The organism is Klebsiella sp. HMSC16A12 (assembly GCF_001808265.1).
GTDB lineage: Bacteria > Pseudomonadota > Gammaproteobacteria > Enterobacterales > Enterobacteriaceae > Klebsiella > Klebsiella pneumoniae.
Genome location: NZ_KV792568.1, coordinates 34,508 through 57,197 on the forward strand (window position 1 = coordinate 34,508; position 22,690 = coordinate 57,197).

Annotated in this window: 21 protein-coding genes; 9 read left to right on the top strand and 12 right to left on the bottom strand. The window is 60.2% G+C overall.

Annotated features, from left to right (window positions below):
* Positions 1-47 precede the first annotated feature (47 nt).
* The 8 genes from alaS to mltB all read right to left on the bottom strand — a co-directional run bounded on the left by alaS (position 48) and on the right by mltB (position 9,156).
* Positions 48-2,675: an alanine--tRNA ligase gene (gene alaS / locus HMPREF3140_RS07795; protein ID WP_004174700.1), complete on the bottom strand. Its 2,628-nt coding sequence runs from the start codon at positions 2,673-2,675 to the stop codon at positions 48-50.
* Positions 2,676-2,925: 250 nt separating this feature from the next.
* Positions 2,926-3,426, bottom strand: coding sequence for a recombination regulator RecX (recX, locus tag HMPREF3140_RS07800; RefSeq protein WP_004181008.1), 501 nt, complete (start codon positions 3,424-3,426; stop codon positions 2,926-2,928).
* A 67-nt stretch (positions 3,427-3,493) separates the two neighbouring features.
* Positions 3,494-4,552 (bottom strand): recombinase RecA, encoded by a 1,059-nt coding sequence (gene recA / locus HMPREF3140_RS07805; protein ID WP_002914769.1) that lies wholly within the window; start codon positions 4,550-4,552, stop codon positions 3,494-3,496.
* Positions 4,553-4,642: 90 nt separating this feature from the next.
* A complete protein-coding gene (gene pncC / locus HMPREF3140_RS07810; protein WP_002914771.1) occupies positions 4,643-5,140 on the bottom strand; it encodes a nicotinamide-nucleotide amidase in 498 nt (165 codons plus the stop codon).
* Between the two features lie 139 nt (positions 5,141-5,279).
* A complete protein-coding gene (locus tag HMPREF3140_RS07815; RefSeq protein ID WP_004174698.1) occupies positions 5,280-6,158 on the bottom strand; it encodes a metal ABC transporter substrate-binding protein in 879 nt (292 codons plus the stop codon).
* Positions 6,159-6,165: 7 nt separating this feature from the next.
* A complete protein-coding gene (locus HMPREF3140_RS07820) occupies positions 6,166-7,029 on the bottom strand; it encodes a metal ABC transporter permease (RefSeq protein WP_002914775.1) in 864 nt (287 codons plus the stop codon).
* Positions 7,026-7,736 carry a metal ABC transporter ATP-binding protein gene (locus HMPREF3140_RS07825; protein WP_072201132.1) on the bottom strand — a complete coding sequence of 237 codons (711 nt, stop codon included), beginning with the start codon at positions 7,734-7,736 and terminating at the stop codon, positions 7,026-7,028. Before HMPREF3140_RS07825 ends, HMPREF3140_RS07820 begins: the two co-directional genes overlap by 4 nt.
* A gap of 340 nt (positions 7,737-8,076) precedes the next feature.
* Positions 8,077-9,156, bottom strand: a complete 1,080-nt coding sequence (gene mltB / locus HMPREF3140_RS07830; RefSeq protein WP_004174694.1) for a lytic murein transglycosylase B — start codon at positions 9,154-9,156, stop codon at positions 8,077-8,079.
* Between the two features lie 276 nt (positions 9,157-9,432).
* On the opposite strand from mltB, the gene HMPREF3140_RS07835 reads away from it, so the two are divergent.
* The 7 genes from HMPREF3140_RS07835 to gutQ all read left to right on the top strand — a co-directional run bounded on the left by HMPREF3140_RS07835 (position 9,433) and on the right by gutQ (position 14,456).
* A complete protein-coding gene (locus tag HMPREF3140_RS07835) occupies positions 9,433-9,996 on the top strand; it encodes a PTS glucitol/sorbitol transporter subunit IIC (protein ID WP_002914812.1) in 564 nt (187 codons plus the stop codon).
* Positions 9,993-10,973: a PTS glucitol/sorbitol transporter subunit IIB gene (locus tag HMPREF3140_RS07840; protein ID WP_004890251.1), complete on the top strand. Its 981-nt coding sequence runs from the start codon at positions 9,993-9,995 to the stop codon at positions 10,971-10,973. Before HMPREF3140_RS07835 ends, HMPREF3140_RS07840 begins: the two co-directional genes overlap by 4 nt.
* Positions 10,974-10,986: 13 nt before the next feature.
* Entirely contained in the window at positions 10,987-11,349 is a 363-nt protein-coding gene (gene srlB / locus HMPREF3140_RS07845; RefSeq protein ID WP_004174693.1) for a PTS glucitol/sorbitol transporter subunit IIA, read from the top strand.
* A 12-nt stretch (positions 11,350-11,361) separates the two neighbouring features.
* Positions 11,362-12,141, top strand: coding sequence for a sorbitol-6-phosphate dehydrogenase (srlD, locus tag HMPREF3140_RS07850; RefSeq protein WP_002914815.1), 780 nt, complete (start codon positions 11,362-11,364; stop codon positions 12,139-12,141).
* 157 nt (positions 12,142-12,298) lie between these two features.
* Positions 12,299-12,658, top strand: a complete 360-nt coding sequence (gutM, locus tag HMPREF3140_RS07855) for a transcriptional regulator GutM (RefSeq protein WP_070552908.1) — start codon at positions 12,299-12,301, stop codon at positions 12,656-12,658.
* A 66-nt stretch (positions 12,659-12,724) separates the two neighbouring features.
* Positions 12,725-13,498 (top strand): glucitol operon DNA-binding transcriptional repressor SrlR, encoded by a 774-nt coding sequence (srlR, locus tag HMPREF3140_RS07860; RefSeq protein WP_002914817.1) that lies wholly within the window; start codon positions 12,725-12,727, stop codon positions 13,496-13,498.
* Positions 13,491-14,456 (top strand): arabinose-5-phosphate isomerase GutQ, encoded by a 966-nt coding sequence (gutQ, locus tag HMPREF3140_RS07865; protein ID WP_023158607.1) that lies wholly within the window; start codon positions 13,491-13,493, stop codon positions 14,454-14,456. Before srlR ends, gutQ begins: the two co-directional genes overlap by 8 nt.
* On the opposite strand, the gene norR is transcribed toward gutQ, so the two are convergent.
* Positions 14,419-15,969: a nitric oxide reductase transcriptional regulator NorR gene (gene norR, locus HMPREF3140_RS07870; RefSeq protein ID WP_004890240.1), complete on the bottom strand. Its 1,551-nt coding sequence runs from the start codon at positions 15,967-15,969 to the stop codon at positions 14,419-14,421. The two genes, gutQ and norR, sit on opposite strands and share 38 nt — an antisense overlap.
* A 187-nt stretch (positions 15,970-16,156) precedes the next feature.
* Between norR and norV the strand changes: the two genes are divergently transcribed.
* Entirely contained in the window at positions 16,157-17,599 is a 1,443-nt protein-coding gene (gene norV / locus HMPREF3140_RS07880; protein ID WP_032412197.1) for an anaerobic nitric oxide reductase flavorubredoxin, read from the top strand.
* Positions 17,596-18,729: an NADH:flavorubredoxin reductase NorW gene (gene norW / locus HMPREF3140_RS07885; protein ID WP_009485496.1), complete on the top strand. Its 1,134-nt coding sequence runs from the start codon at positions 17,596-17,598 to the stop codon at positions 18,727-18,729. Before norV ends, norW begins: the two co-directional genes overlap by 4 nt.
* Before the next feature lie 96 nt (positions 18,730-18,825).
* On the opposite strand, the gene HMPREF3140_RS07890 is transcribed toward norW, so the two are convergent.
* From HMPREF3140_RS07890 to hydN, 3 genes are read right to left on the bottom strand one after another with little or no spacing between them, the layout of a single operon-like run.
* The gene (locus HMPREF3140_RS07890; protein WP_032412200.1) at positions 18,826-19,839 is read right to left on the bottom strand and encodes a HoxN/HupN/NixA family nickel/cobalt transporter; all 1,014 of its coding nucleotides are present in this window, start codon (positions 19,837-19,839) and stop codon (positions 18,826-18,828) included.
* Entirely contained in the window at positions 19,836-22,070 is a 2,235-nt protein-coding gene (hypF, locus tag HMPREF3140_RS07895) for a carbamoyltransferase HypF (RefSeq protein WP_032412202.1), read from the bottom strand. The genes HMPREF3140_RS07890 and hypF overlap by 4 nt, the downstream gene beginning before the upstream one ends.
* An 8-nt stretch (positions 22,071-22,078) precedes the next feature.
* On the bottom strand, positions 22,079-22,606 hold the full coding sequence (gene hydN, locus HMPREF3140_RS07900; RefSeq protein WP_002914875.1) for an electron transport protein HydN: 528 nt from the start codon (positions 22,604-22,606) through the stop codon (positions 22,079-22,081).
* Between the last annotated feature and the right edge of the window lie 84 nt (positions 22,607-22,690).

A 22,690-nucleotide genomic window follows, 5' to 3' on the forward strand; every position in this document is an offset into this window, starting at 1 on the left:
CGCCTTCCTGCAACTCGAATTATTTAGGGTAAATGCGTTTATAGTTATTACAGTTTTGCGCTGACCCAGCCTTTCACACTGGCTAACGCTGCAGGGAGAGCAGACGCATCGGTACCACCGGCCTGCGCCATATCCGGACGACCGCCCCCTTTACCGCCCACCTGCTGAGCGACCATACCAACCAGCTCCCCTGCTTTCACGCGGTCTGTCACATCCTTAGACACACCTGCAATCAGAGAAACCTTACCATCCGCTACCGTAGCTAATACAACGATCGTCGAACCGAGCTGGTTCTTCAGATCGTCAACCATGGTACGCAGCATTTTCGGCTCAACGCCGGTCAGTTCGCTGACCAGCAGCTTAACGCCGTTAATCTCTTCCGCTTTGCTGGAGAGGTTTGCGCTCTCCTGCGCCGCAGCCTGCTCTTTCAGCTGCTGCAGCTCTTTTTCCAGCTGACGGGTACGCTCCAGCGCGGCGCGAACCTTCTCGCCGAGATTGTGGCTGTCACCCTTCAGCAGCTGAGCGATATCATTGAGCTGATCGCTCTGCGCATGCAGGATGGCCATCGCGCCTTCGCCAGTCACCGCTTCGATACGGCGCACGCCAGCAGCGGTGCCAGACTCTGACGTGATGCGGAACAGGCCGATATCGCCGGTACGCGCCGCGTGAGTCCCGCCGCACAGCTCCGTGGAGAAGTCGCCCATCCGCAGAACGCGCACGCGATCGTCGTATTTCTCGCCAAACAGCGCCATGGCGCCGGATGCGCGCGCGGCATCGATATCCATAATGTTGGTTTCGATAGCCAGGTTACGACGGATCTGCGCGTTGACCAGGTCTTCCACCGCACGAATTTCTTCCGGCTTCATCGCTTCAAAATGCGAGAAGTCAAAGCGCAGCGCTTTATCATTGACCAGCGAACCTTTCTGCGCCACATGGGTGCCGAGCACCTGGCGCAGCGCCGCGTGCATCAGGTGCGTCGCGGAGTGGTTGAGACGGATACGCTGACGGCGAGCCTCATCTACGTCGGCCTGCACCGCGTCACCCACTTTCAGTGAGCCGCTGGCGACTTTACCGATATGACCAATAGCCTGGCCGTACTTCTGCGTGTCGCTGACTGCGAAGGAGAAGCCCGCGCCTTTTAATTCGCCTTTATCGCCCACCTGGCCGCCGGACTCCGCATAGAACGGGGTCTGGTCAAGGATCACCACCGCTTCCTGGCCAGCGCTAACGCTATCCACCGCTTTGCCGTCGATAAACAGGGCGGTAACCTTGCCGTTCAGCTCCAGATGATCGTAGCCTTTAAATTCAGAGGCGCCGTCAACGCGGATCATCGCATTATAGTCGGCGCCGAAACCGCTGGACTCGCGCGCGCGGCGGCGCTGCTCTTCCATCGCGGCTTCAAAACCAGCTTCGTCAACCTTGATGTTGCGCTCGCGGCACACATCGGCGGTCAGGTCGACCGGGAAGCCGTAGGTGTCGTACAGACGGAAGGCGGTTTCGCCGTCCAGGGTGTCGCCTTTCAGCTTCGACAGCTCCTCATCCAGCAGCGCCAGGCCGCGCTCGAGGGTGCGGGCAAACTGCTCTTCTTCGGTTTTCAGCACCTGCTCAACCTGAGCCTGCTGCTGCTTCAGCTCGTCGCCGGCGGAGCCCATCACATCGATCAGCGGGGCAACCAGTTTCCAGAAGAAGGTGTCCTTCGCGCCCAGCATGTTGCCGTGACGGATCGCGCGGCGAATGATACGACGCAGCACGTAGCCGCGGTTTTCATTCGACGGGATCACGCCGTCGGCAACCAGGAAGGCGCAGGAGCGAATGTGGTCGGCGATAACGCGCAGCGACTTGTTCGTCAGATCGGTCGCGCCGGTGACTTTCGCCACGCTGGCGATTAGATCGCGGAACAGGTCGATGTCATAGTTGGAGTTAACGTGCTGCAGCACCGCGGCAATACGCTCCAGACCCATACCGGTGTCGACGGACGGCTTCGGCAGCGGCTCCATGGTACCGTCAGCCTGACGGTTGAACTGCATGAAGACGATGTTCCAAATCTCAATGTAACGGTCGCCATCTTCTTCCGGGCTTCCCGGAGGGCCGCCCCAGATGTGATCGCCGTGGTCAAAGAAGATTTCGGTGCACGGGCCGCACGGACCGGTGTCGCCCATCTGCCAGAAGTTGTCAGAAGCAAACGGCGCGCCTTTGTTGTCGCCGATGCGGATAATACGCTCGCGCGGAACGCCTACTTCATTGGCCCAGATGTCGAAAGCTTCGTCATCGGTCTCGTAAACGGTAACCCACAGTTTTTCTTTCGGCAGCGCGAACCAGTTCTCACCGGTCAGCAGTTCCCACGCGTATTTGATGGCATCCTGCTTGAAGTAATCGCCAAAGCTGAAGTTGCCCAGCATTTCAAAAAAGGTGTGGTGACGCGCGGTGTAACCGACGTTTTCCAGATCGTTGTGTTTACCACCCGCACGCACGCAACGCTGTGCGGTGGTCGCACGCGAATAATTACGTTTGTCGAGACCAAGGAAGACATCCTTGAACTGGTTCATCCCTGCATTGGTAAACAGCAGGGTCGGATCGTTGTGCGGCACCAGGGAGCTGCTGGCAACTACCTGATGTCCCTTGCTATGGAAAAAGTCGAGAAACGCCTGACGGATCTCAGCGGTGCTCTTGCTCATAATTATCCTGAAATCAAGCTACACGTCATCCTTCAAGTCGCCTCTGTCCTGGCTGCGCTTGCTCTTCCGGCACCGAACTGACGTACGTTGCGAAAGAGAGTCTCTCTTGCCGCCCTGATGCAGCTTGAATGATTTTGTGTAAAGGAATAATCGCCCAGGCCGCTGCCTGCACAGTCACAACCAGCGGCCCGACGGAATAAAGTGGGAATAAGATAAGTTTTCTTTACGGCGAAGTAAAATCCCGGATGGGTCAATCTGCAAAATTTCGCCAGATTTCCTGGATATCTTCCATCAGGTAGCCGCGGTAAAGCAGGAATCGCTGAACTTTCACTTTTTCAGTAAAGGCGGAAGGTAACGGTTCGCCGTATTTACGCTGTGCCTGCTCCCTGGCAAGGCTCACCCAGTCGATATCGCATTTGCGCATCGCCTGGTCAACGACCTGGCGCGCAATGCCTTTCTGGCTGAGCTCCTGGCGAATCCGCGCCGGACCATAGCCTTTGCGGCTCCGGCTGGCGATGAACTGGCCGACGAAGCGGTTGTCGTCGAGGTAGCGGTTTTCGATACACCAGGCGACAACCTGCTCCAGCTCGTCGGGGGTGACGTCCAGCGCCTCAGGACCGTTTTTGCTCATCACCGGAGCGACCAGCTTGCGTCGCAGCTCCTGCTCGCTGTGGTCGCGCATCGCCAGAATGCGGATAGCACGGTCCAGCAGGCGGGCGTAGCCGGAGCGGCGTGATGAAGGTTCAGTCACAGGCACCTCGATAATCTCACAAAGCAAAAGGGCTGCCTAAGCAGCCCTGTCAGTCTTGCAGACGATATCAGAAATCCTGTTCGGTTTCTTCTGCGTCGTTGCCGTCAACAACGAAGTCTGGCTTCGCATCCTGATTGTTGAGCAGCAGTTCGCGCACTTTCTTCTCAATCTCTTTCGCCGCCGCCGGGTTCTCTTTCAGCCAGGTGATCGCGTTCGCTTTACCCTGACCGATTTTGTCGCCGTTGTAGCTATACCAGGCACCCGCTTTCTCAATCAGCTTCTCTTTCACGCCGAGGTCTACCAGCTCGCCGTAGAAGTTGATGCCTTCGCCGTAGAGGATCTGGAATTCGGCCTGTTTAAACGGCGCGGCGATCTTGTTTTTCACCACTTTGACGCGGGTTTCGCTGCCGACGACATTGTCGCCCTCTTTCACCGCGCCAATGCGGCGAATGTCCAGACGCACAGAGGCGTAGAACTTCAGCGCGTTACCACCGGTAGTGGTTTCCGGGTTACCGAACATCACGCCAATTTTCATACGGATCTGGTTGATAAAGATCAGCAGCGTGTTGGACTGCTTCAGGTTACCCGCCAGCTTACGCATCGCCTGGCTCATCATACGCGCCGCAAGGCCCATGTGAGAGTCGCCGATTTCGCCTTCGATTTCCGCTTTCGGCGTCAACGCCGCGACGGAGTCGACGACGATAACATCAACCGCGCCGGAGCGCGCCAGCGCGTCACAGATCTCCAGCGCCTGCTCGCCGGTGTCCGGCTGAGAACACAGCAGGTTGTCGATATCGACGCCCAGTTTGCGTGCATAGACAGGATCCAGCGCATGTTCAGCATCGATGAACGCACAGGTTTTACCTTCACGCTGCGCTGCGGCGATAACCTGCAGCGTCAGGGTGGTTTTACCGGAGGATTCCGGACCGTAGATCTCGACGATACGGCCCATTGGCAGACCGCCGGCGCCCAGCGCGATATCCAGAGAAAGCGAGCCGGTGGAGATGGTTTCCACATCCATGGTGCGGTCTTCACCCAGGCGCATGATGGAGCCTTTACCGAATTGCTTTTCGATCTGGCCCAGTGCAGCCGCCAACGCTTTCTGTTTGTTTTCGTCGATCGCCATTGTTACTCCTAATCATGCAGGGTAAAGCGTGTTCGCTTCGCCGTTAATATTTGTTCAGTTGAGGCAATTATACTGTATGGTCATACAGTATCAAGTGTTTTGTAGAAATTGTTGCCAGAGCAGATTTAGCGCATAGGCCGTCGCCTGACGACGCACCGCTTCGCGGTCTCCGGCAAAGCATTCCCGCCGCGTCACCCCTTGCCCGCTCACGCTGGCGACGCCGAACCATACCGTGCCGACCGGCTTTTCGACGCTGCCGCCATCCGGCCCGGCGACGCCGCTAACGGAGATGGCATAATCCGCACGCGCCGCGCGCAGCGCGCCAATCGCCATCTCCACCACCACCGGTTCGCTTACCGCGCCGTTGTCGCGCAGCGTCGCTTCGCTGACGCCGATCATTTGCGATTTAGCTTCGTTGCTGTAGGTGACAAAGCCGCGTTCAAACCACGCCGAGCTGCCGGCAATATCGGTGATCGCTTTCGCAATCCAGCCGCCGGTACAGGATTCCGCCGTGGTCACCGTCGCCCCACGCGCCTTCAGCGCCCGGCCAATCTTCTCGCTTAGCTGCATTAATTCTGAATCGGTCATTATCGCCCCGCTTTGCTCCGGATAAAGAGGCCATCAAAGATAGCACTTTCGACAGAGATATGGGGATGAAGTGGCGATTTTACGAGGGGGGATCCAGAAATGGGTCGTCCTGTGATAACCAGGACGACCAGACAACCTGTTACTTCATGCTGTTAGCGATAAGCTCAACGTTGTGACGCATCATTTTGACGTAACTATCGGCGACGCCGCCCGGCTTAGATAGCGCTTCCGGATAGAGTTCGCCCCCCGGCTGCGCGCCGGTGGCGCTGGCAATCTGCTTCACCAGCCGCGGGTCAAGCTGGTTCTCCATAAACCAGGTATGGACGCCATCCGCTTTGATTTGCTTAATCAGCGCCGCCACCTGCGCCGCGCTAGCCTCGCTCTCTGAAGAGAGCCCCTGTGGCGCGAGGAAGGTCACGTGATAAGCCCGGCCAAAATAGCCGAAAGCGTCATGGCTGGTCAGGACCTTGCGCTTGGCCAGCGGAATGGCGCTGAACTGCGCTTTCGCCCAGCCGTCGAGAGACGTCAGCTGGTCGATATAGCGCTTGCCGCTGCTGGTCAACGCCGCTTTATCTTCCGGGTCGGCTTTCACCAGACCATCGAGGATATTCTGCGCATACAATGCGCCGTTCGCTGCGCTGTTCCAGGCGTGGGGATCGGTCACCGTTTTACCCTCTTCATCAAGGGTATGGGTCTTGACGCCTTTCGATGCCACCACCAGCTCGCCCTTAAAACCAGAGGCCTTAATCAGGCGATCCAGCCACCCTTCCAGCCCCAGGCCGTTAACCACCACCACGTCGGCCTTGCTGAGCAGCGCGCTATCCTTCGGCGACGGTTCGAAGGTGTGCGGATCGCCGTCCGGGCCGACCAGGGTATCCACATGGACATGCTCCCCGCCGACCTGCTGCGCTATATCACCCAACACCGAAAAACTGCTTACCACATTCAGCGTTTTCGCCATGGCCCCCTGCGCCATCAGGCCGAGGGCCAGCGCGACCACTATTGCACTACGTTTCATCATTTCCTTACCCCATCAATGTGCGCCAACCGACCAGCAGCCGGCTGCGCGTGCCAAAAAATAGCGAAACAAAAAACAGTGCGCTGGCGGTCAGCACAATAGCGGGCCCGGCGGGAAGACTAATCGCCCAGGAGAGGCTTAATCCCAGCCAGGCGCAGAGCGCGCCCATTCCCGCCGCCAGCAGCAGAATGCCCGGCAGCGTGCGCGCCCAGCAGCGTGCGGCGACCGCCGGGAGCATCATTACCCCTACCGCCATCAGCGTGCCGAGCACCTGAAACCCGGCCACCAGATTAAGCACCAGCAGCGCCAGAAAAAGCCCATGCAGCAGCGCAGGCAGCCGCCGGTGATTCACCTGCAGCCAGGCGCTGTCGAACGCCTCGCAGACCAGACCGCGGTAGCACAGCGCAATGCACAATAGCGTCAGGCTGGCGACGCCGCTGACAAACAGCGCCGCATCGCGGTCGACCGCCAGAATGGAGCCAAACAGCAGATGCAGGAGGTCCACGCTGGAGCCGCGCAGCGACACCAGGGTGACGCCCAGGGCCAGCGAGCCCAGATAAAATCCGGCAAAACTGGCGTCCTCTTTTAACGGTGTCCGCCGGCTCACCCACCCGGCCACCAGGGCAACCACGATGCCGGCGATGAAGCCGCCGAGAGTCATGGCCAGCAGCGACATGCCGCTCAGCAGATACCCCACCGCCACGCCGGGGAGAATGGCGTGCGACAGCGCATCGCCCATCAGGCTCATGCGCCGCAGCAGCAGGAAGACGCCCAGCATGGTGGTGCTCAGCGACAGCGCCAGACACACCACGAGGGCCCGACGCATAAAGCCGAATTCAATGAAAGGCTGAAAGAAGGTGTGCCAGATCATGCCGACCTCACATGACTGAAGGCCGGGAGCACCGCCCGGGTAGCGCCCCAGCAGGCGCGCTGGGGAGTCAGCAGCAGCGTCTCGGGGAAAAAGTCGGCCACCCGCTGGTTATCATGCAGCACCGCCAGGATGGTCTGTCCCTGCCGGTGCATCTCGAGGATCAAATCCATTAGTTCGCGACTGGTCGCTTCGTCGATACCGGTGAAGGGCTCGTCGAGCATCACCAGCGGCGCCTGCAGCACCATCACCCGGGCAAATAGCATGCGCTGAAACTGGCCGCCGGAGAGCGCTTCGATCGGCGTTTTCGCCAGGCCCGCCAGCCCGACCCGCTCCAGCACCGCGCCGATGCGTCGCCGGGTGCCGCCCCCCAGACCGCGCAGCAGCGACACGCCAGGCCATGCGCCCTGGCTTACCACATCCTGCACGTTGAGAGGAAACTGCGACTCGAGGGCATGGCGCTGCGCCAGCCAGCCGATCACCGGCCGTTTTCCCTGCCAGCGCAGGCGGCCACTGACCGGCGGAAGAAACCCGGCGAGGGTTTTCAGCAGCGTTGATTTTCCGCAGCCATTGAGGCCAACAATCGCCGTCAGGCTGCCGGGGCATATCATCCCGCTCAGCGGAGGGGTGATCGCTACCCCGTCATAGCCGGCGACCAGCTGCTCCAGTTCAATCATGGCAGCGTCACCGCCCACCAGGTTGCTAACCATAGCGCCGCCAGCAGCACGCCTGCGATGGCCGCGCGCGTCGCGGCGGATGTCATAAAAATCGATGTGAACATACCCCTGCCTCAATTTAATGTTATAACATAACAATAACGAGGCGAAGAAAGAATGTAAATCAGCGTCAGTCAGCGGAAATGTAACAAAGGTCAACAAGAGGCATGGAGACGGGAAAAAACGGGGGGATAAGCGCGGCCTCCCCGGCGTCATCCCCCCGGTCGCGCTGCGCTTCCCGGGGCTAGCAACCGGATACCAGACCGTAGCCCGGATAAGGCGCTACGCGCCGCTATCCGGGGAGGCTGGGGAAATTGTCAGCCGGATGAAAGGATTAATAACCGCCGCGGGCCTGCGCAACCGCCAGACCCAGCTGCCAGACGGCCATCGCGTAGTGGGTGCTGTGGTTGTAGCGGGTGATGGTGTAGAAGTTCGGCAGCCCGTACCAGTACTCATAGCCGGTGCCGACGTCCAGCCGCAGCAGGCTGGCCTGCTGATGGTTACCCAGCGGCTGGGTCGGGGTCAGCCCTGCGGCCGCCAGCTGCGAAACGCTGTATTTAGTCTTGAAACCATTCTCCAGCCCAGGGGCCTGCCCCAGCGCCTGCACCGCCACCAGATCGCCGCTCACCCAGCCATGCTGTTTGAAGTAGTTGGCCACGCTGCCGATAGCATCCACCGGGTCCCACAGGTTGATATGTCCGTCACCGTTAAAATCGACCGCATACTGCTTATAGGAGGACGGCATAAACTGACCGTAGCCCATCGCCCCGGCGAAAGAGCCTTTCAGATCCAGCGGGTCGTCGCTTTCGCTGCGCGCCATTAGCAGGAAAGTTTCCAGCTCCGACGAGAAGTATTCGGCGCGGCGCGGGTAGCTAAACGACAGCGTCGCCAGCGCGTCGAGGATCCGGGTTTTGCCCATCACCCGGCCCCAGCGAGTCTCCACGCCGATAATGCCGACGATGATTTCCGGCGGCACGCCGTAAACCTGATAAGCGCGGTTGAGCGCGTCCTGATACTGATTCCAGAACACCACGCCGTTCTGCACATTATCCGGGGTAATGAACTGTTTCTTGTAGCGCAGCCAGGCGCCGGTCGGCCCGGTTGGCGGCAGGCCGGTCGGCGCCTGACGATCCATCAGCCGCAGGACGTAATCCAGGCGCTTTGCCTGCGACAGGATCTCCTGCAGCTGCTGCCTGTCGAAGCCGTGCTTCGCCACCATCTTATCGATAAACTGCGCCGCCGCCGGGTTGTTGGCGAAGTCGCCGCCCATCTGCATCACGTTATGCTGCGGTTCCAGCAAAAAGCCGCCGGTTCCACTCGCCATCTCCGTTTCCGCGGGGGTCTTGGGTTTGCTGCTGCAGGCAGCGAGGAGCACACAAAGGGGAAGTAAAGCCAGATAGCGACGCTTCAACATGGGAATTCCGTTTAACAAATTCAGCAAGGGATAATTATGGTAAAGCATGCGACGACCAACAAGAAAGCGACAATCTGTTTGTAGACAAAATAGTCCTTCAACTGCTCCTCCCCTGCGTGCTTTCATGCCCTGCAACATTTCATCTCGCCCGCATCATCTTTCAAAATAAAATATTTATCTTTCATTTTGAGATCTATTTAACACTTTTAAACCTTTCAAAATGATTAAAATCAGCCTGCGATTAGCAAGAAAAATAACATGCTGAAGGAGAGAACAATGATTGACGTCGTGACCCACGGCGCGGAGTGGTTTATCGGCCTGTTTCAGAAAGGCGGCGAGGTATTTACCGGCATGGTGACCGGGATCCTCCCCTTGCTGATCAGCCTGCTGGTGATCATGAACGCGCTGATCAACTTTATCGGCCAGCAGCGGATCGAGAAGCTGGCGCAGCGCTGCGCCGGAAACCCAATCTCCCGTTACCTGCTGCTACCCTGCATCGGCACCTTCGTGTTTTGTAACCCAATGACGTTAAGCCTCGGTCGGTTTATGCCAGAGAAGTACAAGCCCAGCTATTACGCGGCGGCGTCGTATAGCTGCCACTCAATGAACGGACTGTTTCCACATATCAACCCCGGCGAGCTGTTCGTCTATCTCGGCATCGCCAACGGCCTCACTACCCTCGGCCTACCGCTCGGTCCGCTGGCGGTGAGCTACCTGCTGGTCGGGCTGGTGACTAACTTCTTCCGCGGCTGGGTCACCGACCTGACCACCTCGATTTTCGAGAGAAAAATGGCGATTCAGCTTTCCCAGAAAGTGCATCTGTCAGGAGCGACATCATGACCCGTATTCGTATAGAGAAAGGCACCGGCGGCTGGGGCGGCCCGCTTGAGCTCGACGCCGTCGAAGGCAAAAAGATCGTCTATATCACCGCCGGCACCCGCCCGGCGATCGTTGACCGCATCGCCAGCCTGACCGGCTGGCAGCCGGTGGACGGGTTTAAAGAGGGAGAACCAGCGGAAAGCGAGATCGGCGTGGCGATTATCGACTGCGGGGGCACCCTGCGCTGCGGGCTCTATCCTAAACGCCGCATCCCGACGGTGAATATCCATGCCACCGGCAAATCAGGGCCGCTGGCCCAGTACATCACGGAAGATATTTATGTCTCCGGCGTCAAAGAGGACAACATCCAGTGCATCGCTCCCGACAGCGCAGGGGTTTCCGAGCCGCCGGCGGAAAACAAGAGCGCGGGTCGCGATTACGACACCAGCAAGAAGATTACTGAACAGAGCGATGGCCTGCTGGCGAAGGTCGGGATGGGCATGGGTTCGGTGGTGGCGGTGCTGTTCCAGGCCGGGCGCGACACCATTGATACGGTGCTGAAAACCATTCTGCCATTTATGGCTTTCGTCTCGGCGCTGATCGGCATCATCATGGCCTCCGGCATCGGCGACTGGATCGCCCACGGCCTGGCGCCGCTCGCCAGCCATCCGCTGGGGCTGGTAACCCTGGCGCTGATTTGCTCTTTCCCGCTGCTGTCGCCGTTTCTCGGCCCCGGCGCGGTTATTGCCCAGGTGATCGGCGTGCTGATCGGCGTTCAAATCGGCCTCGGCAACATTCCGCCGCACCTCGCCCTGCCCGCCCTATTCGCCATTAACGCCCAGGCCGCCTGCGATTTTATTCCGGTAGGCCTGTCGCTAGCCGAAGCCCGCCAGGATACCGTGCGCGTCGGCGTGCCGTCGGTGCTGGTCAGCCGCTTTCTGACCGGCGCACCAACGGTGCTGATCGCGTGGTTCGTTTCCGGATTTATTTACCAGTAAGAGGTTCCTGCAGATGACTGTGATTTACCAGACCACCATTACGCACATCGGCGCCTGCGCGACGATGGCGCTGGAAGAGCAAATGCTGATTACCTTCCGCGAGGGCGCCCCGGCGGATATCGAAGAGTACTGCTTTATTCACAACCACGGCGAGCTTGCTGGCACGCTGCAGCCGGGGGCAGAGCTGCAGCTTGGCGAACAGCGCTACCCGGTGACCGCCGTCGGCGAGGTCGCTGAACAAAACCTGCGCGAGCTGGGCCACATCACCCTGCGCTTTGACGGCCATCGTGAAGCGGAGTTCCCAGGTACCGTCCATGTGGCGGGCCCGGTGCCGGACGCCATCGCGCCCGGCTGCGTACTGAAGTTTGTTGCTTAAAAGGAGAGAGAGATGAATCAGGTTGCTGTTGTCATTGGCGGTGGACAAACCTTAGGAGAGTTTCTGTGCCGCGGGCTGGCCGCCGAGGGCTACCGCGTGGCGGTGGTCGATATTCAGAGCGAAAAAGCCAGCCGCGTCGCCCAGGAGATTAACGCTGAGTATGGCGAAGGTATGGCGTACGGCTTCGGCGCCGACGCCACCAGCGAGGCCAGCGTCACCGCCCTGGCCCACGGGGTGGATGAGATTTTTTCGCGCGTCGACCTGCTGGTGTACAGCGCCGGGATCGCCAAGGCGGCGTTTATTAGCGACTTCGCGCTGGGGGATTTCGACCGCTCGCTGCAGGTCAATCTGGTGGGCTATTTTCTCTGCGCCCGCGAGTTCTCGCGGTTGATGATCCGCGACGGCATTAAGGGGCGGATCATTCAGATCAACTCGAAATCCGGCAAAGTCGGCAGTAAGCACAACTCCGGCTACAGCGCGGCGAAGTTCGGCGGCGTCGGGCTGACCCAGTCGCTGGCGCTGGATCTGGCGGAATATGGCATTACCGTGCATTCGCTGATGCTCGGCAATCTGCTGAAGTCGCCGATGTTCCAGTCGCTGCTGCCGCAGTATGCCACCAAGCTCGGTATCGATGAGAGCGAAGTCGAGCAGTACTACATCGACAAGGTGCCGCTGAAGCGCGGCTGCGAATACCAGGATGTGCTGAACGTATTGATGTTTTACGCTAGCCCACAGGCGTCGTACTGCACCGGGCAGTCGATCAACGTCACCGGCGGCCAGGTGATGTTTTAACAGGTTCCCGGATGGCGCTGCGCTTATCCGGGCTACAAAACTGTAGGTCGGGTAAGGCGTTAGCCGCCACCCGACAAAAAAACGGCACCGCGGGTCGCTCGGGTTAGGCGCTCGCGCCGTGACCAGGGCTGTTCCCGCCCCCCTTAAGGAGAGACCTATGATTACTGCATTAATCATCGTCGCCGCCATCGCCTGGCTTACCCAGCTGGCCTTTGGCGGCTGGCAGATCCGCCGCTTCAATCGCGCCTTTGATAGCCTGTGCCAGCAGGGGCGGGTGGGCGTCGGCCGCTCCGCCGGGCGCTTTCAACCGCGCGCCATCGTCGCCATCGCCGTCGATGATAACGACCGCATTAGCGACACGCTGCTGATGAAAGGCTTCACCATTTTCGCCAGTCCGCAAAAGATCCCGGCTCTGGCAGGCAAACATATTGCGGAATTGCAGCCTGATGTGATCTTTCCCCATGATCCGCGCTGTCAGAATGCACTATCATTAGCGCTTAATCCGAAACATGGATAATTTCGTTGTAAAAGTAAATATCTTGCGAAATTATCACTTCGAAACTTAAACGCAGGATAGACGCCTATGAAACCACGTCAGCGCCAGGCAGCCATTCTCGAGTTCCTGCAGTCGCAGGGAAAATGCTCGGTCGAAGAGCTGGCGCAACACTTCGATACCACTGGCACCACCATCCGCAAGGATCTGGTCACGCTGGAAAACGCCGGCACCGTCATTCGCACCTACGGTGGCGTGGTACTCAACAAGGATGAAGCCGATCCGCCGATTGACCATAAGACGCTGATCAACACCCATAAAAAAGCGCAGATTGCCGAGGCCGCCGTGCGATACATCCACGATGGCGATTCAATTATCCTCGACGCCGGCAGCACCGTGCTGCAGATGGTGCCATTGCTGAGTCACTTCAATAACATCACGGTGATGACCAACAGCCTGCATATCGTCAACGCGCTATCAGAGTTCGATAACGAGCAGACCATCCTGATGCCGGGCGGCACCTTCCGTAAAAAATCGGCCTCTTTTCACGGCCAGCTGGCGGAAAACGCCTTCGAACAGTTCAGCTTCGACAAGCTGTTTATGGGCACCGACGGTATCGATCTGAACGCCGGAGTCACTACCTTTAATGAGGTCTATACCGTCAGCAAAGCGATGTGCAACGCCGCCCGCGAAGTGATCCTGATGGCCGACTCATCCAAGTTTGGTCGTAAAAGCCCCAATATTGTCTGCGGCCTTGAACGCGTGGATAAATTGATTACCGATGCCGATATTGACCCGGAATTCCAGCGGGCGCTGGAAGCCAAAGGTATTGAAGTCATTATTACTGGAGAACATCATGAGTAACTTTTTGTTAGAGGCCGGACGCCAGACCCTGATGCTTGAGCTGCAGGAGGCGAGCCGCCTGCCGGAGCGCCTGGGCGACGACTTCATCCGCGCGGCGGAAACCATTATCCACTGCGAGGGCAAACTGATTGTCTCCGGTATCGGTAAATCCGGCCACATCGGTAAAAAGCTGGCGGCAACCTTCGCCAGCACCGGCACCCCGGCCTTTTTCGTCCATCCGGCGGAAGCCCTGCACGGCGATCTCGGCATGCTCGATAGCCGCGACGTGATGCTGTTTATCTCCTACTCCGGTAGCGCGAAAGAGCTGGATCTCATCGTGCCGCGGCTGGAAGAAAAAGGCATTCCGCTGCTGGCGATGACCGGCAAATCCACCTCGCCGCTGGCGCTGGCGGCGAAAGCAGTGCTGGATATCGCCGTGGAGCGCGAGGCCTGCCCGATGCATCTGGCGCCAACCTCCAGCACCGTCAACACGCTGATGCTGGGCGACGCGTTGGCGATGGCGGTGATGCAGGCGCGCGGTTTCAATGAAGAGGATTTCGCCCGTTCCCACCCGGCGGGCGCCCTCGGCGCGCGGCTGCTGAACAAAGTGCATCACCTGATGCGTCGTGATGAAGAAGTGCCGCGGGTCAATACCGAGGCTAACGTCATGGACGCCATGCTCGAACTAAGCCGAACCGGACTCGGCCTGGTGGCGGTCTGCGATGAAGCCAACCGCGTGCAGGGCGTTTTCACCGACGGCGACCTGCGCCGCTGGCTGGTTGCTGGCGGTACGCTCAACGATGGCGTCACTCGGGCGATGACCCGCAACGGCGTAACGCTGCAGGCGGATAGCCGCGCGGTGGAAGCCAAAGAGTGGCTGATGAAACACAAAATCAGCGCCGCGCCGGTAGTGGATGAGAACGGCCAACTGGTCGGCGCCATTAACCTGCAGAACTTTTACCAGGCGGGGATCCTTTAAGCCCCAGACGTTTCGCCAGCCGATGCAGGTTGGCGACGTCCAGTTCCAGCGCTCGGGCGGTCGCCGCCCAGTTGCCCTGGTTCGCCTCCAGCGCGCGGCTAATGGCTTCTCGCTGAAAAGAGTCGGTCGCCTCGCGCAGATTGATGTTTCCCGTCGCGGGCGCCGCTGCCGCCGTCTCAGTCGGCAACATCGGCGCCGCCACCGCAAACTGGAAATGCTGCGGCTCCAGGACCACTTCATCACCGGCCTGGGTGGCCCGCGCCAGCACCACCGCCCGATGGATAGCATGCTCCAGTTCGCGCACGTTGCCCGGCCAGGACCACTGCTGCAGCCGGTTTCGCGCCGCCTCAGCCAAAATGACCCGCGCCAGCCCCATCCGCAGGCGGCACTGCTCGCAGAAATAGCCCGCCAGCAGCACCACGTCACTTTCCCGCTCGCGTAGCGGCGGAACCGACAGCGGGAAGACGCTCAGCCGATGGTACAGGTCGGCGCGAAAGCGCCCTTCCACCACCTCCTGGCGCAGATCGCGGTTCGTCGCCGCCAGCACCCGCACATCGACCCGCAGGCTGCGGTCATCGCCGACGCGCTGAATATCGCCATACTGCAGCACGCGCAGCAGTTTGGCCTGCAACGCCAGCGACAGTTCGCCGATTTCGTCAAGAAACAGGGTGCCGTTATCCGCCATCTCAAATTTACCGCTGCGGTTGCTGATAGCCCCGGTAAATGCCCCTTTCACATGGCCGAACAGCTCGCTCTCCGCTACGCTTTCCGGCAGCGCCGCGCAGTTGAGGTACACCAGAGGGTTGGCGGCTCGCGGCGACCCCTGATGCACCGCCTTCGCCACCAGCTCTTTGCCGGTGCCGGTTTCGCCGCTGATCAGCACGTTTAAATCCGAGGCGGCGACGATATCGATCTCTTTTTTCAGCTGCAGCATGGGCCCCGACAGGCCGATGATCTCCTGGCGCTCCGGCAGCGGGTAATTCACCGCCTGCGCCGGCAGGACGTTTTGCGCTTCAAGGCGGGCGATAAGCAGCGCATTATTCAGCGCCCCGGCCACCAGCGCGGCAATCAGCCGCAGCTCTTCATCGCTGAAGCTATCGAAACGATCGGCATCCATGCCGTCCAGGGTCAGCGCGCCAATTAGCGTCTGCCCGGCAAACAGCGGCAGTCCCACGCAGGCATGGACTTTGAGGCTCTCATGACCGGGGATCAGCCCGTCATAGGGGTCGGGCAGGTCGCTATCCGCCGGGAAGCGCACCACATCCCCGGCGCGCGCAATCGCCTCCAGCCGCGGGTGTCCTTCCAGGGCAAAGCGCCGACCGAGCACATCCTGCGCCAGGCCATCGATCGCCAGCGGCACAAACTGATGCGCCTCATAGCGCAGCAGCGCCGAGGCATCGCAGCCAAGAATTTGCCGCAGGGTAGTAATCAGGCGCGAAAAGCGGTCGGTGTGACCAATATCACTTTGTAAATCTATGGCGATTCTCGCCAGCTCGTCGACGGAAAAACTCATTGCCGCTCCATTGTCATTTTGACAATACGCATTGTCATATCGACTATTTTAACCATTGTCATTTTGACAACAACCAAAATCAGAAAAAATTAAAAACAGATAATTATCAATGAATTAAAAAGTTGGCACGCAACTTGATATAAGCCAGTCAACTGAGTTTAAACACACTGTATTGATTGAGGTTGCTATGTCTATTGTGGTGAAAAATAACATTCTTTGGGTTGGCCAACGTGACTGGGAAGTGCGTGATTTCCACGGCACCGAATATAAAACGCTGCGCGGCAGCAGCTACAACAGCTATCTCATCCGCGAAGAGAAAAACGTGCTGATCGATACCGTCGATCATAAATTCAGCCGCGAGTTCGTACAGAACCTGCGCCGCGAAATCGACCTCGCCGACCTCGACTATATCGTCATTAACCACGCCGAAGAGGACCATGCCGGCGCGCTGACCGAACTGATGATGCAGATCCCGGATACGCCGATCTACTGCACTGCCAACGCCATCGACTCGATCAACGGCCACCATCATCATCCGGAGTGGAACTTCCACGTGGTGAAAACCGGCGATACTCTCGACATCGGTAACGGTAATCAGCTGATCTTCGTGGAAACGCCGATGCTGCACTGGCCGGACAGCATGATGACCTACCTGACCGGCGACGCGGTGCTGTTCAGCAACGACGCCTTCGGCCAGCACTATTGCGACGAACATCTGTTCAACGATGAAGTGGACCAGACTGAACTGTACGAACAGTGCCAGCGCTACTACGCCAACATCCTGACGCCCTTCAGCCGCCTGGTGACGCCGAAAATTACTGAAATCCTCGGCTTCAACCTGCCGGTGGAGATGATTGCCACCTCCCACGGCGTGGTCTGGCGCGATAACCCGACGCAAATCGTCGAGAAATACCTCGAGTGGGCGGCGGATTATCAGGAAGATCGCATCACCATCTTCTACGACACCATGTCCAATAATACCCGCATGATGGCGGACGCCATTGCCCAGGGGATCACCGAGGTTGACCCACGGGTAGCGGTGAAAATCTTTAACGTCGCCCGCAGCGACAAAAACGACATCCTCACCAATGTTTTCCGCTCGAAAGGCGTACTTGTCGGCACGTCCACCATGAACAACGTGATGATGCCGAAAATCGCCGGGCTGGTGGAAGAGATGACCGGGCTGCGTTTTCGCAATAAACGCGCCAGCGCCTTTGGCTCGCACGGCTGGAGCGGCGGCGCGGTAGACCGCCTGTCCACCCGCCTGCAGGATGCCGGCTTTGAGATGTCGCTGAGCCTGAAAGCCAAATGGCGCCCGGATATCGACGCGCTGGAGCTGTGCCGCCAACACGGTCGCGACATCGCTCGCCAATGGGCCCTCTCGCCGCTGCCGGTTGCTGAAGCAGCGACAACGCCGGAACCACAGGACTGCGCCTGTGCCGCGGCCGCCGATCTCGGTCCCATGATGCAGTGCAGCGTGTGCCAGTGGGTCTATGACCCGGCGAAAGGCGAACCTAATCAGGATGTACAGCCGGGTACGCCGTGGAGCGAAGTGCCGGACAATTTCCTCTGCCCTGAGTGTTCTCTTGGCAAAGATGTCTTTGACGTACTGGCGACGGAGGCAAAATGAGTGATGGCATCGTCATCATCGGCTCGGGTTTCGCGGCCCGCCAGCTGGTGAAAAATATTCGTAAGCAGGATGCGCAAATCCCGCTGACCCTCATCGCCGCCGATAGCATGGATGAATACAACAAACCGGACCTCAGCCATGTCATCAGCCGCGGACAGAAGGCCGACGATCTGACCCTGCAAAGTGCCGGCGAGTTCGCCGAGCAGTACACTCTGCGTCTGTTTCCCCATACCTGGGTAAGCGATATCGACGCCGAAAACCGGTTAGTGAAGAGCCAGGATAACCAGTGGCGCTACGACAAACTGGTACTGGCCACCGGCGCGACGCCGTTTATTCCGCCGGTGCCGGGGCGCGAGCTGATGCTAACGCTCAATAGCCAGCGCGAATATGGCGCGGCGCAGAGCCGGCTGCACGACGCGAAGCGCGTGCTGATCGTCGGCGGCGGCCTGATTGGCTGCGAACTGGCGATGGATTTCTGCCGCGCCGGTAAAGCGGTAACGGTAGTCGATAACTCCGCCAGCGTGCTGGCGGCGCTGATGCCGCCGGAGGCCAGCAGCCGCCTGCAGCATCGGCTCACCGAGATGGGCGTACATCTGATGCTGAAAACGCAGCTGGAGGGGCTGGAGCAAACCGCCGACGGCATTCGCGTCAGTCTCGATCGCCAGCGCGCGATAACCGTCGATGCGGTGGTGGCCGCCGCCGGCCTGCGCCCGGAAACGTCGCTGGCGCGCCACGCCGGACTGCAGATTAACCGCGGTATTGTGGTCAATAGCCAGCTGCAAACCAGCGACCCGGCGATTTATGCGCTCGGCGACTGTGCGGAAATCAACGGCGTGGTACTGCCGTTCCTGCAGCCGATTTTACTCAGCGCCATGTGCCTGAGTAAAAATCTGCTGGCGCAGGCGGGAGAACTCAAGCTGCCGCCAATGCTGGTGAAGGTGAAAACCCCGGATCTGCCGCTGCATCTGGCCGGCGACACCCGCCGCGACGATCTGACGTGGAACATCGTGGCCGCCAAAGAGGGGCTGGTGGCGAAAGGCGTGGATGCCGAAAACCAGCTGCGCGCCTTTGTGGTCAGCGAAGACAAAATGAAGGAAGCCTTTGCGCTGCTCAAACAACTGGTAAGTTGATGGTTTTCCCGGCTTGCGGCGTAAACGCCTTAGCCGGGCTACGGTATTGTCCTGGTAGCCCGGCTAAGCGCAGCGCAAGCCGGGAACATATCCAGCCTAGCGCGCCAGATTGTCGTAGCCGCGCCAGCGATAGTTAAGCACCGACAGCGCCCAACAGGCGACAAACAACCCGACCACCACAAATCCGGCGTCGCCGAGGTTGTCGTTTAACGCCCCTACCCAGCGCCATATTCCGCCGCTGAGCGCAAACTTATCCATCAGCAACCCCAGCGCTTCCAGGCCGCCGATAAACAGCGCTACCACCACCGAGGTACCGGTGATGGTCATATTGTAATAGAGCTTACGCTGCGGTTTGCTGAACGCCCAGCCGTAGGCGCCGACCATCAGCACGTTATCGAGGGTATCCACCAGCGCCATACCGCTGGCGAACAGCGCCGGGAAGACCATAATCGACCAGACGGAAATCCCGCTCGACGCACCGGCGGCGGAGATACCCAGTACGCCGATTTCGGTGGCGGTATCAAAACCGAGGCCAAACAGGAAACCGACCAGGTACATCTGCCAGCTGCGGCTTATCAGACGGAAGGTCTTGCCAAACAGCCAGCTCATCACCCCGCCGCCGCTGACGATTTCGTCGCTCACCGGCTCTCCGCGCTTCCATGCCCGAAAGCTGCGCCACACGCTGCGTAAAATCACCAGGTTGATAAAGGCCATCGCCAGTAAAAACAGGGCCGACACGGCGGTGCCGATAACGCTGCCGGTATCATGCAGCCAGCTCATCTGCGTGCTGAAGGCGGTGGCGGTCGCGGCAATCGCCGCCGAGGCCAGCACCACAATCGATGAGTGGCCCAGCGAAAACCACACCCCGACGGCGAAAGGCCGCCGCCCCTGCTGCATCATCTTGCGGGTCACGTTATCAATCGCCGCAATATGGTCGGCGTCCACCGCGTGGCGCAGGCCGTAGCCCCAGGCCAGCAGGCTGGCGGCCATCAGCGCGCCGCTGTCGCCAAAGGCCTGCAGCGCCCAGCACCAGGCCAGTAAATTCGCCGCGATCAACCCCAGCACCAGACCCGCAGCGCGCGGCTGCTGGCGTAAAACTGTCATTATCATTGTTGTGTTCCTTGAGCCTGCCCGCGGGCGGCGGCGATCACCGCCTGACCATATGCGATTGCGCCGTCGCCGGCCGGCAACTGCTGCGCAAACAGCAGAGTAAAATCCGCCAGATAAAAGGTCAATCGCGCCGCCAGCAGGCGGTTATGCAGCACCCCGCCGCTGCAGACCATCGTGTCGATGCCGCGGACGGTGGCGCAGTCGCGGGCCATCGCCGCCAGTCCACAGGCCAGGGCGTCGTGGAATGCCCAGGCTTTCTGCGCCGGAGTCGCCTGCCAGCTCAGCCATTGCCGCCAGAAGGTCGCTAAATCCAGCGCGTCGTCGCGCCAAGGCAGCGTAACCGGGTGGCTGACGCCGGGGCAGCTGGCGGCCAGCGCCTCCAGCCGACAGGCCGCTTCGCCTTCATAGCTCAGACTCTCCGGCGCGCAATCCAGGGCGCAGGCAACGGCATCAAACAGCCGTCCGCAGGATGAGGCGCGCGGCGCGTTAATCCCGCGCTCGATGGCCTGCGCCAGCAGCGGCCAGTTGCGCTGGCGCAGGGTGGCGGCCTGCGGATAATCCTGCCAGTCAGGGACAAATGCCAGACAGTGGGCCAGCAAATTTCGCCACGGCTGGCGTGCCGCCAGGTCCCCCCCTGGCAGCGCGACGGCCGGCAGCCCGCCAAGATGTTCGCATTCGCGATAGTTGACCCGCAGGCACTCCCCGCCCCACAGCGCGCCGTTCTCCCCCATACCAATACCGTCGAGTGTCAGGGCGATAACGTCCCCGCCGTCAAGCGGCCAGCGGTGCTCCGCCAGGCATGCCGCGGCGTGGGCATGGTGATGCAGCACTGTCTCCAGCGGCAGGGGCAGGGAGGCCGCCCACTGCGTTGAACGATAGCCGGGATGGGCATCAACCACCACCCGCTGCGGCACAAACGCGTAAATGCTCTGCATCAGCTGCAGGGCGCTGCGCCACTGCTGTTCAACACCTTCCTCGCCAAGATCGCCAAAGTGCTGGCTCAGCACCGCTTCGCTGCCGCGCGCCAGGCAGAAAGTATTTTTCATATCCGCGCCGAGAGCCAGCAGCGGCGGGATGTCTCCTAGCCCCGGCGGCAGCGGCAGCGCGTCCGGGACGTAGCCCCGGGCGCGGCGCAGCATTTCACCGCTTGAGCGCACCAGTGAATCATCCATCCGCTGTACGATGTCGCGATTATGCAAGAGAAAGCCGTCGGCAATGTCGGCTAACTCATTGAGCGCCTGAGCATTACTTAACGCCGGCGGACGGCCGCTAAGGTTGCCGGAGGTCATTACGATGGGGCGCGCCAGGCCCTGCAGAAGCAAATGCTGCAGCGGATTAGACGGCAGCATCACCCCAACTTCCGCAAGCCCTGGCGCTATTTCGTCGCACAGACCGGAGACCTGCGCTTTGGCAATCAGTACGATGGGCGCCGCCGGGGAGCCCATCAGCGCCGCAGCGGCGGCGGGTAAGCCCGTTGCCGTCGGCAGCATTACCGCCAGCGGTTTTGCCGGGCGGTGTTTTCGCGCCCGCAGCGTGGCAACGGCTGCGGGGTTACCGGCATCGCAGGCCAGATGAAAGCCGCCGATGCCTTTTATCGCCACGATGTCGCCCGCCGCCAGCCGGGCGATAGCCGCCTGCAGCGCCGCCTCGCCGTCCAGCGCTTCCCCCTCTGCCCGCCATTCCAGTCGCGGCCCGCAGTCGGGGCAGGCCACCGGCTGGGCGTGAAAACGGCGATCGGCAGGATCGCGGAATTCCGCTTCACAAGGGGAACAGAGCGGGAACGGCGCCATTGCGGTGAAGGGCCGGTCGTAGGGCATGGCGCGAATAATGGTTAACCGCGGGCCGCAGTGGGTACAGTTGATAAAGGGGTAGCGGTAGCGGCGCGCCCGGGGATCGTTCATCTCCGCGAGGCACGCCGGGCAGGTCGCGGCATCGGGCACAATCTGAGTCCGCATCCGTCCCGCCCCGCTCTCGCGGATGGTGAAATCCTGCGGCGTGGCCGCCCAGCGATAGGGAATGCAGGCGGTACTGTCGATCCGCGCCAGCGGCGGGCAGTGGTCAGCCAGAGCGGCTGTAAAACCGTCGTCGCCCCCGACCAGCCGCACCAGTACGCCGTCGCCGTCGTTACAGACATCGCCGCAGCGGGCCTGCGCCCGGGCCAGCTGCCAGACAAAGGGGCGGAACCCCACCCCCTGCACTTTACCGCGAATGCGGATTTGCACCCCGTTCATGCCTTGACTTACCAGGCCAGCGCCGTACGGCGACGTTTCTCGATATTCATCTGCTCAAGTTTGTTGCGGTCAACGCACACGAGGGCATGCGTCGGGCAGACTTCCATGCAGGCCGGGCCGCTCTCGCGGTGGAAGCAGAGATCGCACTTGTTGGCTTCGGCTTTTTCCGCCACGACGTTCAGTCCGGCGCCGCTATGGCGGATCACCGGGCGCACCACCACCTCCATCGCCCCGTACGGGCAGGCGACGACGCAGGTTTTGCAGCCGATGCAACGCTCCTGCATCACATGGACAAAGCCTTTATCGCGGCTGATGGCGCCGTTCGGGCAGACATTGGCGCAGGGGGCGTCTTCACACTGACGGCAGGCGGTCGCCGTGGAAACATTGACCCCTTTGATCACGTGAATACGCGGCTGAAAGGTGTGAGGCGTCAGGGAGGCGCAGTCCTGATGTTCCTGATGGGATACCACGCAGGCCACTTCGCAAGTGCGACAGCCGATACATTTGCTCGCATCGGCGATAATGAAACGGTTCATCCATTTCTCCAGCAGTAAGAAGGTTACGCGCCGGAGTATGCATAATACGTTCCAATTTTTTAATATATTGATTATAAAGACTAT

What these genes read in the sequence shown, in the direction of transcription:
- alaS (WP_004174700.1), bottom strand. Translation starts at nt 2,675, where the DNA reads ATGAGCAAGAGCACCGCTGAGATCCGTCAGGCGTTTCTCGACTTTTTC.
- recA (WP_002914769.1), bottom strand. Translation starts at nt 4,552, where the DNA reads ATGGCGATCGACGAAAACAAACAGAAAGCGTTGGCGGCTGCACTGGGC.
- pncC (WP_002914771.1), bottom strand. Translation starts at nt 5,140, where the DNA reads ATGACCGATTCAGAATTAATGCAGCTAAGCGAGAAGATTGGCCGGGCG.
- HMPREF3140_RS07815 (WP_004174698.1), bottom strand. Translation starts at nt 6,158, where the DNA reads ATGAAACGTAGTGCAATAGTGGTCGCGCTGGCCCTCGGCCTGATGGCG.
- HMPREF3140_RS07820 (WP_002914775.1), bottom strand. Translation starts at nt 7,029, where the DNA reads ATGATCTGGCACACCTTCTTTCAGCCTTTCATTGAATTCGGCTTTATG.
- HMPREF3140_RS07825 (WP_072201132.1), bottom strand. Translation starts at nt 7,736, where the DNA reads ATGGTTAGCAACCTGGTGGGCGGTGACGCTGCCATGATTGAACTGGAG.
- mltB (WP_004174694.1), bottom strand. Translation starts at nt 9,156, where the DNA reads ATGTTGAAGCGTCGCTATCTGGCTTTACTTCCCCTTTGTGTGCTCCTC.
- HMPREF3140_RS07835 (WP_002914812.1), top strand. Translation starts at nt 9,433, where the DNA reads ATGATTGACGTCGTGACCCACGGCGCGGAGTGGTTTATCGGCCTGTTT.
- HMPREF3140_RS07840 (WP_004890251.1), top strand. Translation starts at nt 9,993, where the DNA reads ATGACCCGTATTCGTATAGAGAAAGGCACCGGCGGCTGGGGCGGCCCG.
- srlB (WP_004174693.1), top strand. Translation starts at nt 10,987, where the DNA reads ATGACTGTGATTTACCAGACCACCATTACGCACATCGGCGCCTGCGCG.
- srlD (WP_002914815.1), top strand. Translation starts at nt 11,362, where the DNA reads ATGAATCAGGTTGCTGTTGTCATTGGCGGTGGACAAACCTTAGGAGAG.
- gutM (WP_070552908.1), top strand. Translation starts at nt 12,299, where the DNA reads ATGATTACTGCATTAATCATCGTCGCCGCCATCGCCTGGCTTACCCAG.
- srlR (WP_002914817.1), top strand. Translation starts at nt 12,725, where the DNA reads ATGAAACCACGTCAGCGCCAGGCAGCCATTCTCGAGTTCCTGCAGTCG.
- gutQ (WP_023158607.1), top strand. Translation starts at nt 13,491, where the DNA reads ATGAGTAACTTTTTGTTAGAGGCCGGACGCCAGACCCTGATGCTTGAG.
- norR (WP_004890240.1), bottom strand. Translation starts at nt 15,969, where the DNA reads ATGAGTTTTTCCGTCGACGAGCTGGCGAGAATCGCCATAGATTTACAA.
- norV (WP_032412197.1), top strand. Translation starts at nt 16,157, where the DNA reads ATGTCTATTGTGGTGAAAAATAACATTCTTTGGGTTGGCCAACGTGAC.
- norW (WP_009485496.1), top strand. Translation starts at nt 17,596, where the DNA reads ATGAGTGATGGCATCGTCATCATCGGCTCGGGTTTCGCGGCCCGCCAG.
- HMPREF3140_RS07890 (WP_032412200.1), bottom strand. Translation starts at nt 19,839, where the DNA reads ATGATAATGACAGTTTTACGCCAGCAGCCGCGCGCTGCGGGTCTGGTG.
- hypF (WP_032412202.1), bottom strand. Translation starts at nt 22,070, where the DNA reads ATGAACGGGGTGCAAATCCGCATTCGCGGTAAAGTGCAGGGGGTGGGG.
- hydN (WP_002914875.1), bottom strand. Translation starts at nt 22,606, where the DNA reads ATGAACCGTTTCATTATCGCCGATGCGAGCAAATGTATCGGCTGTCGC.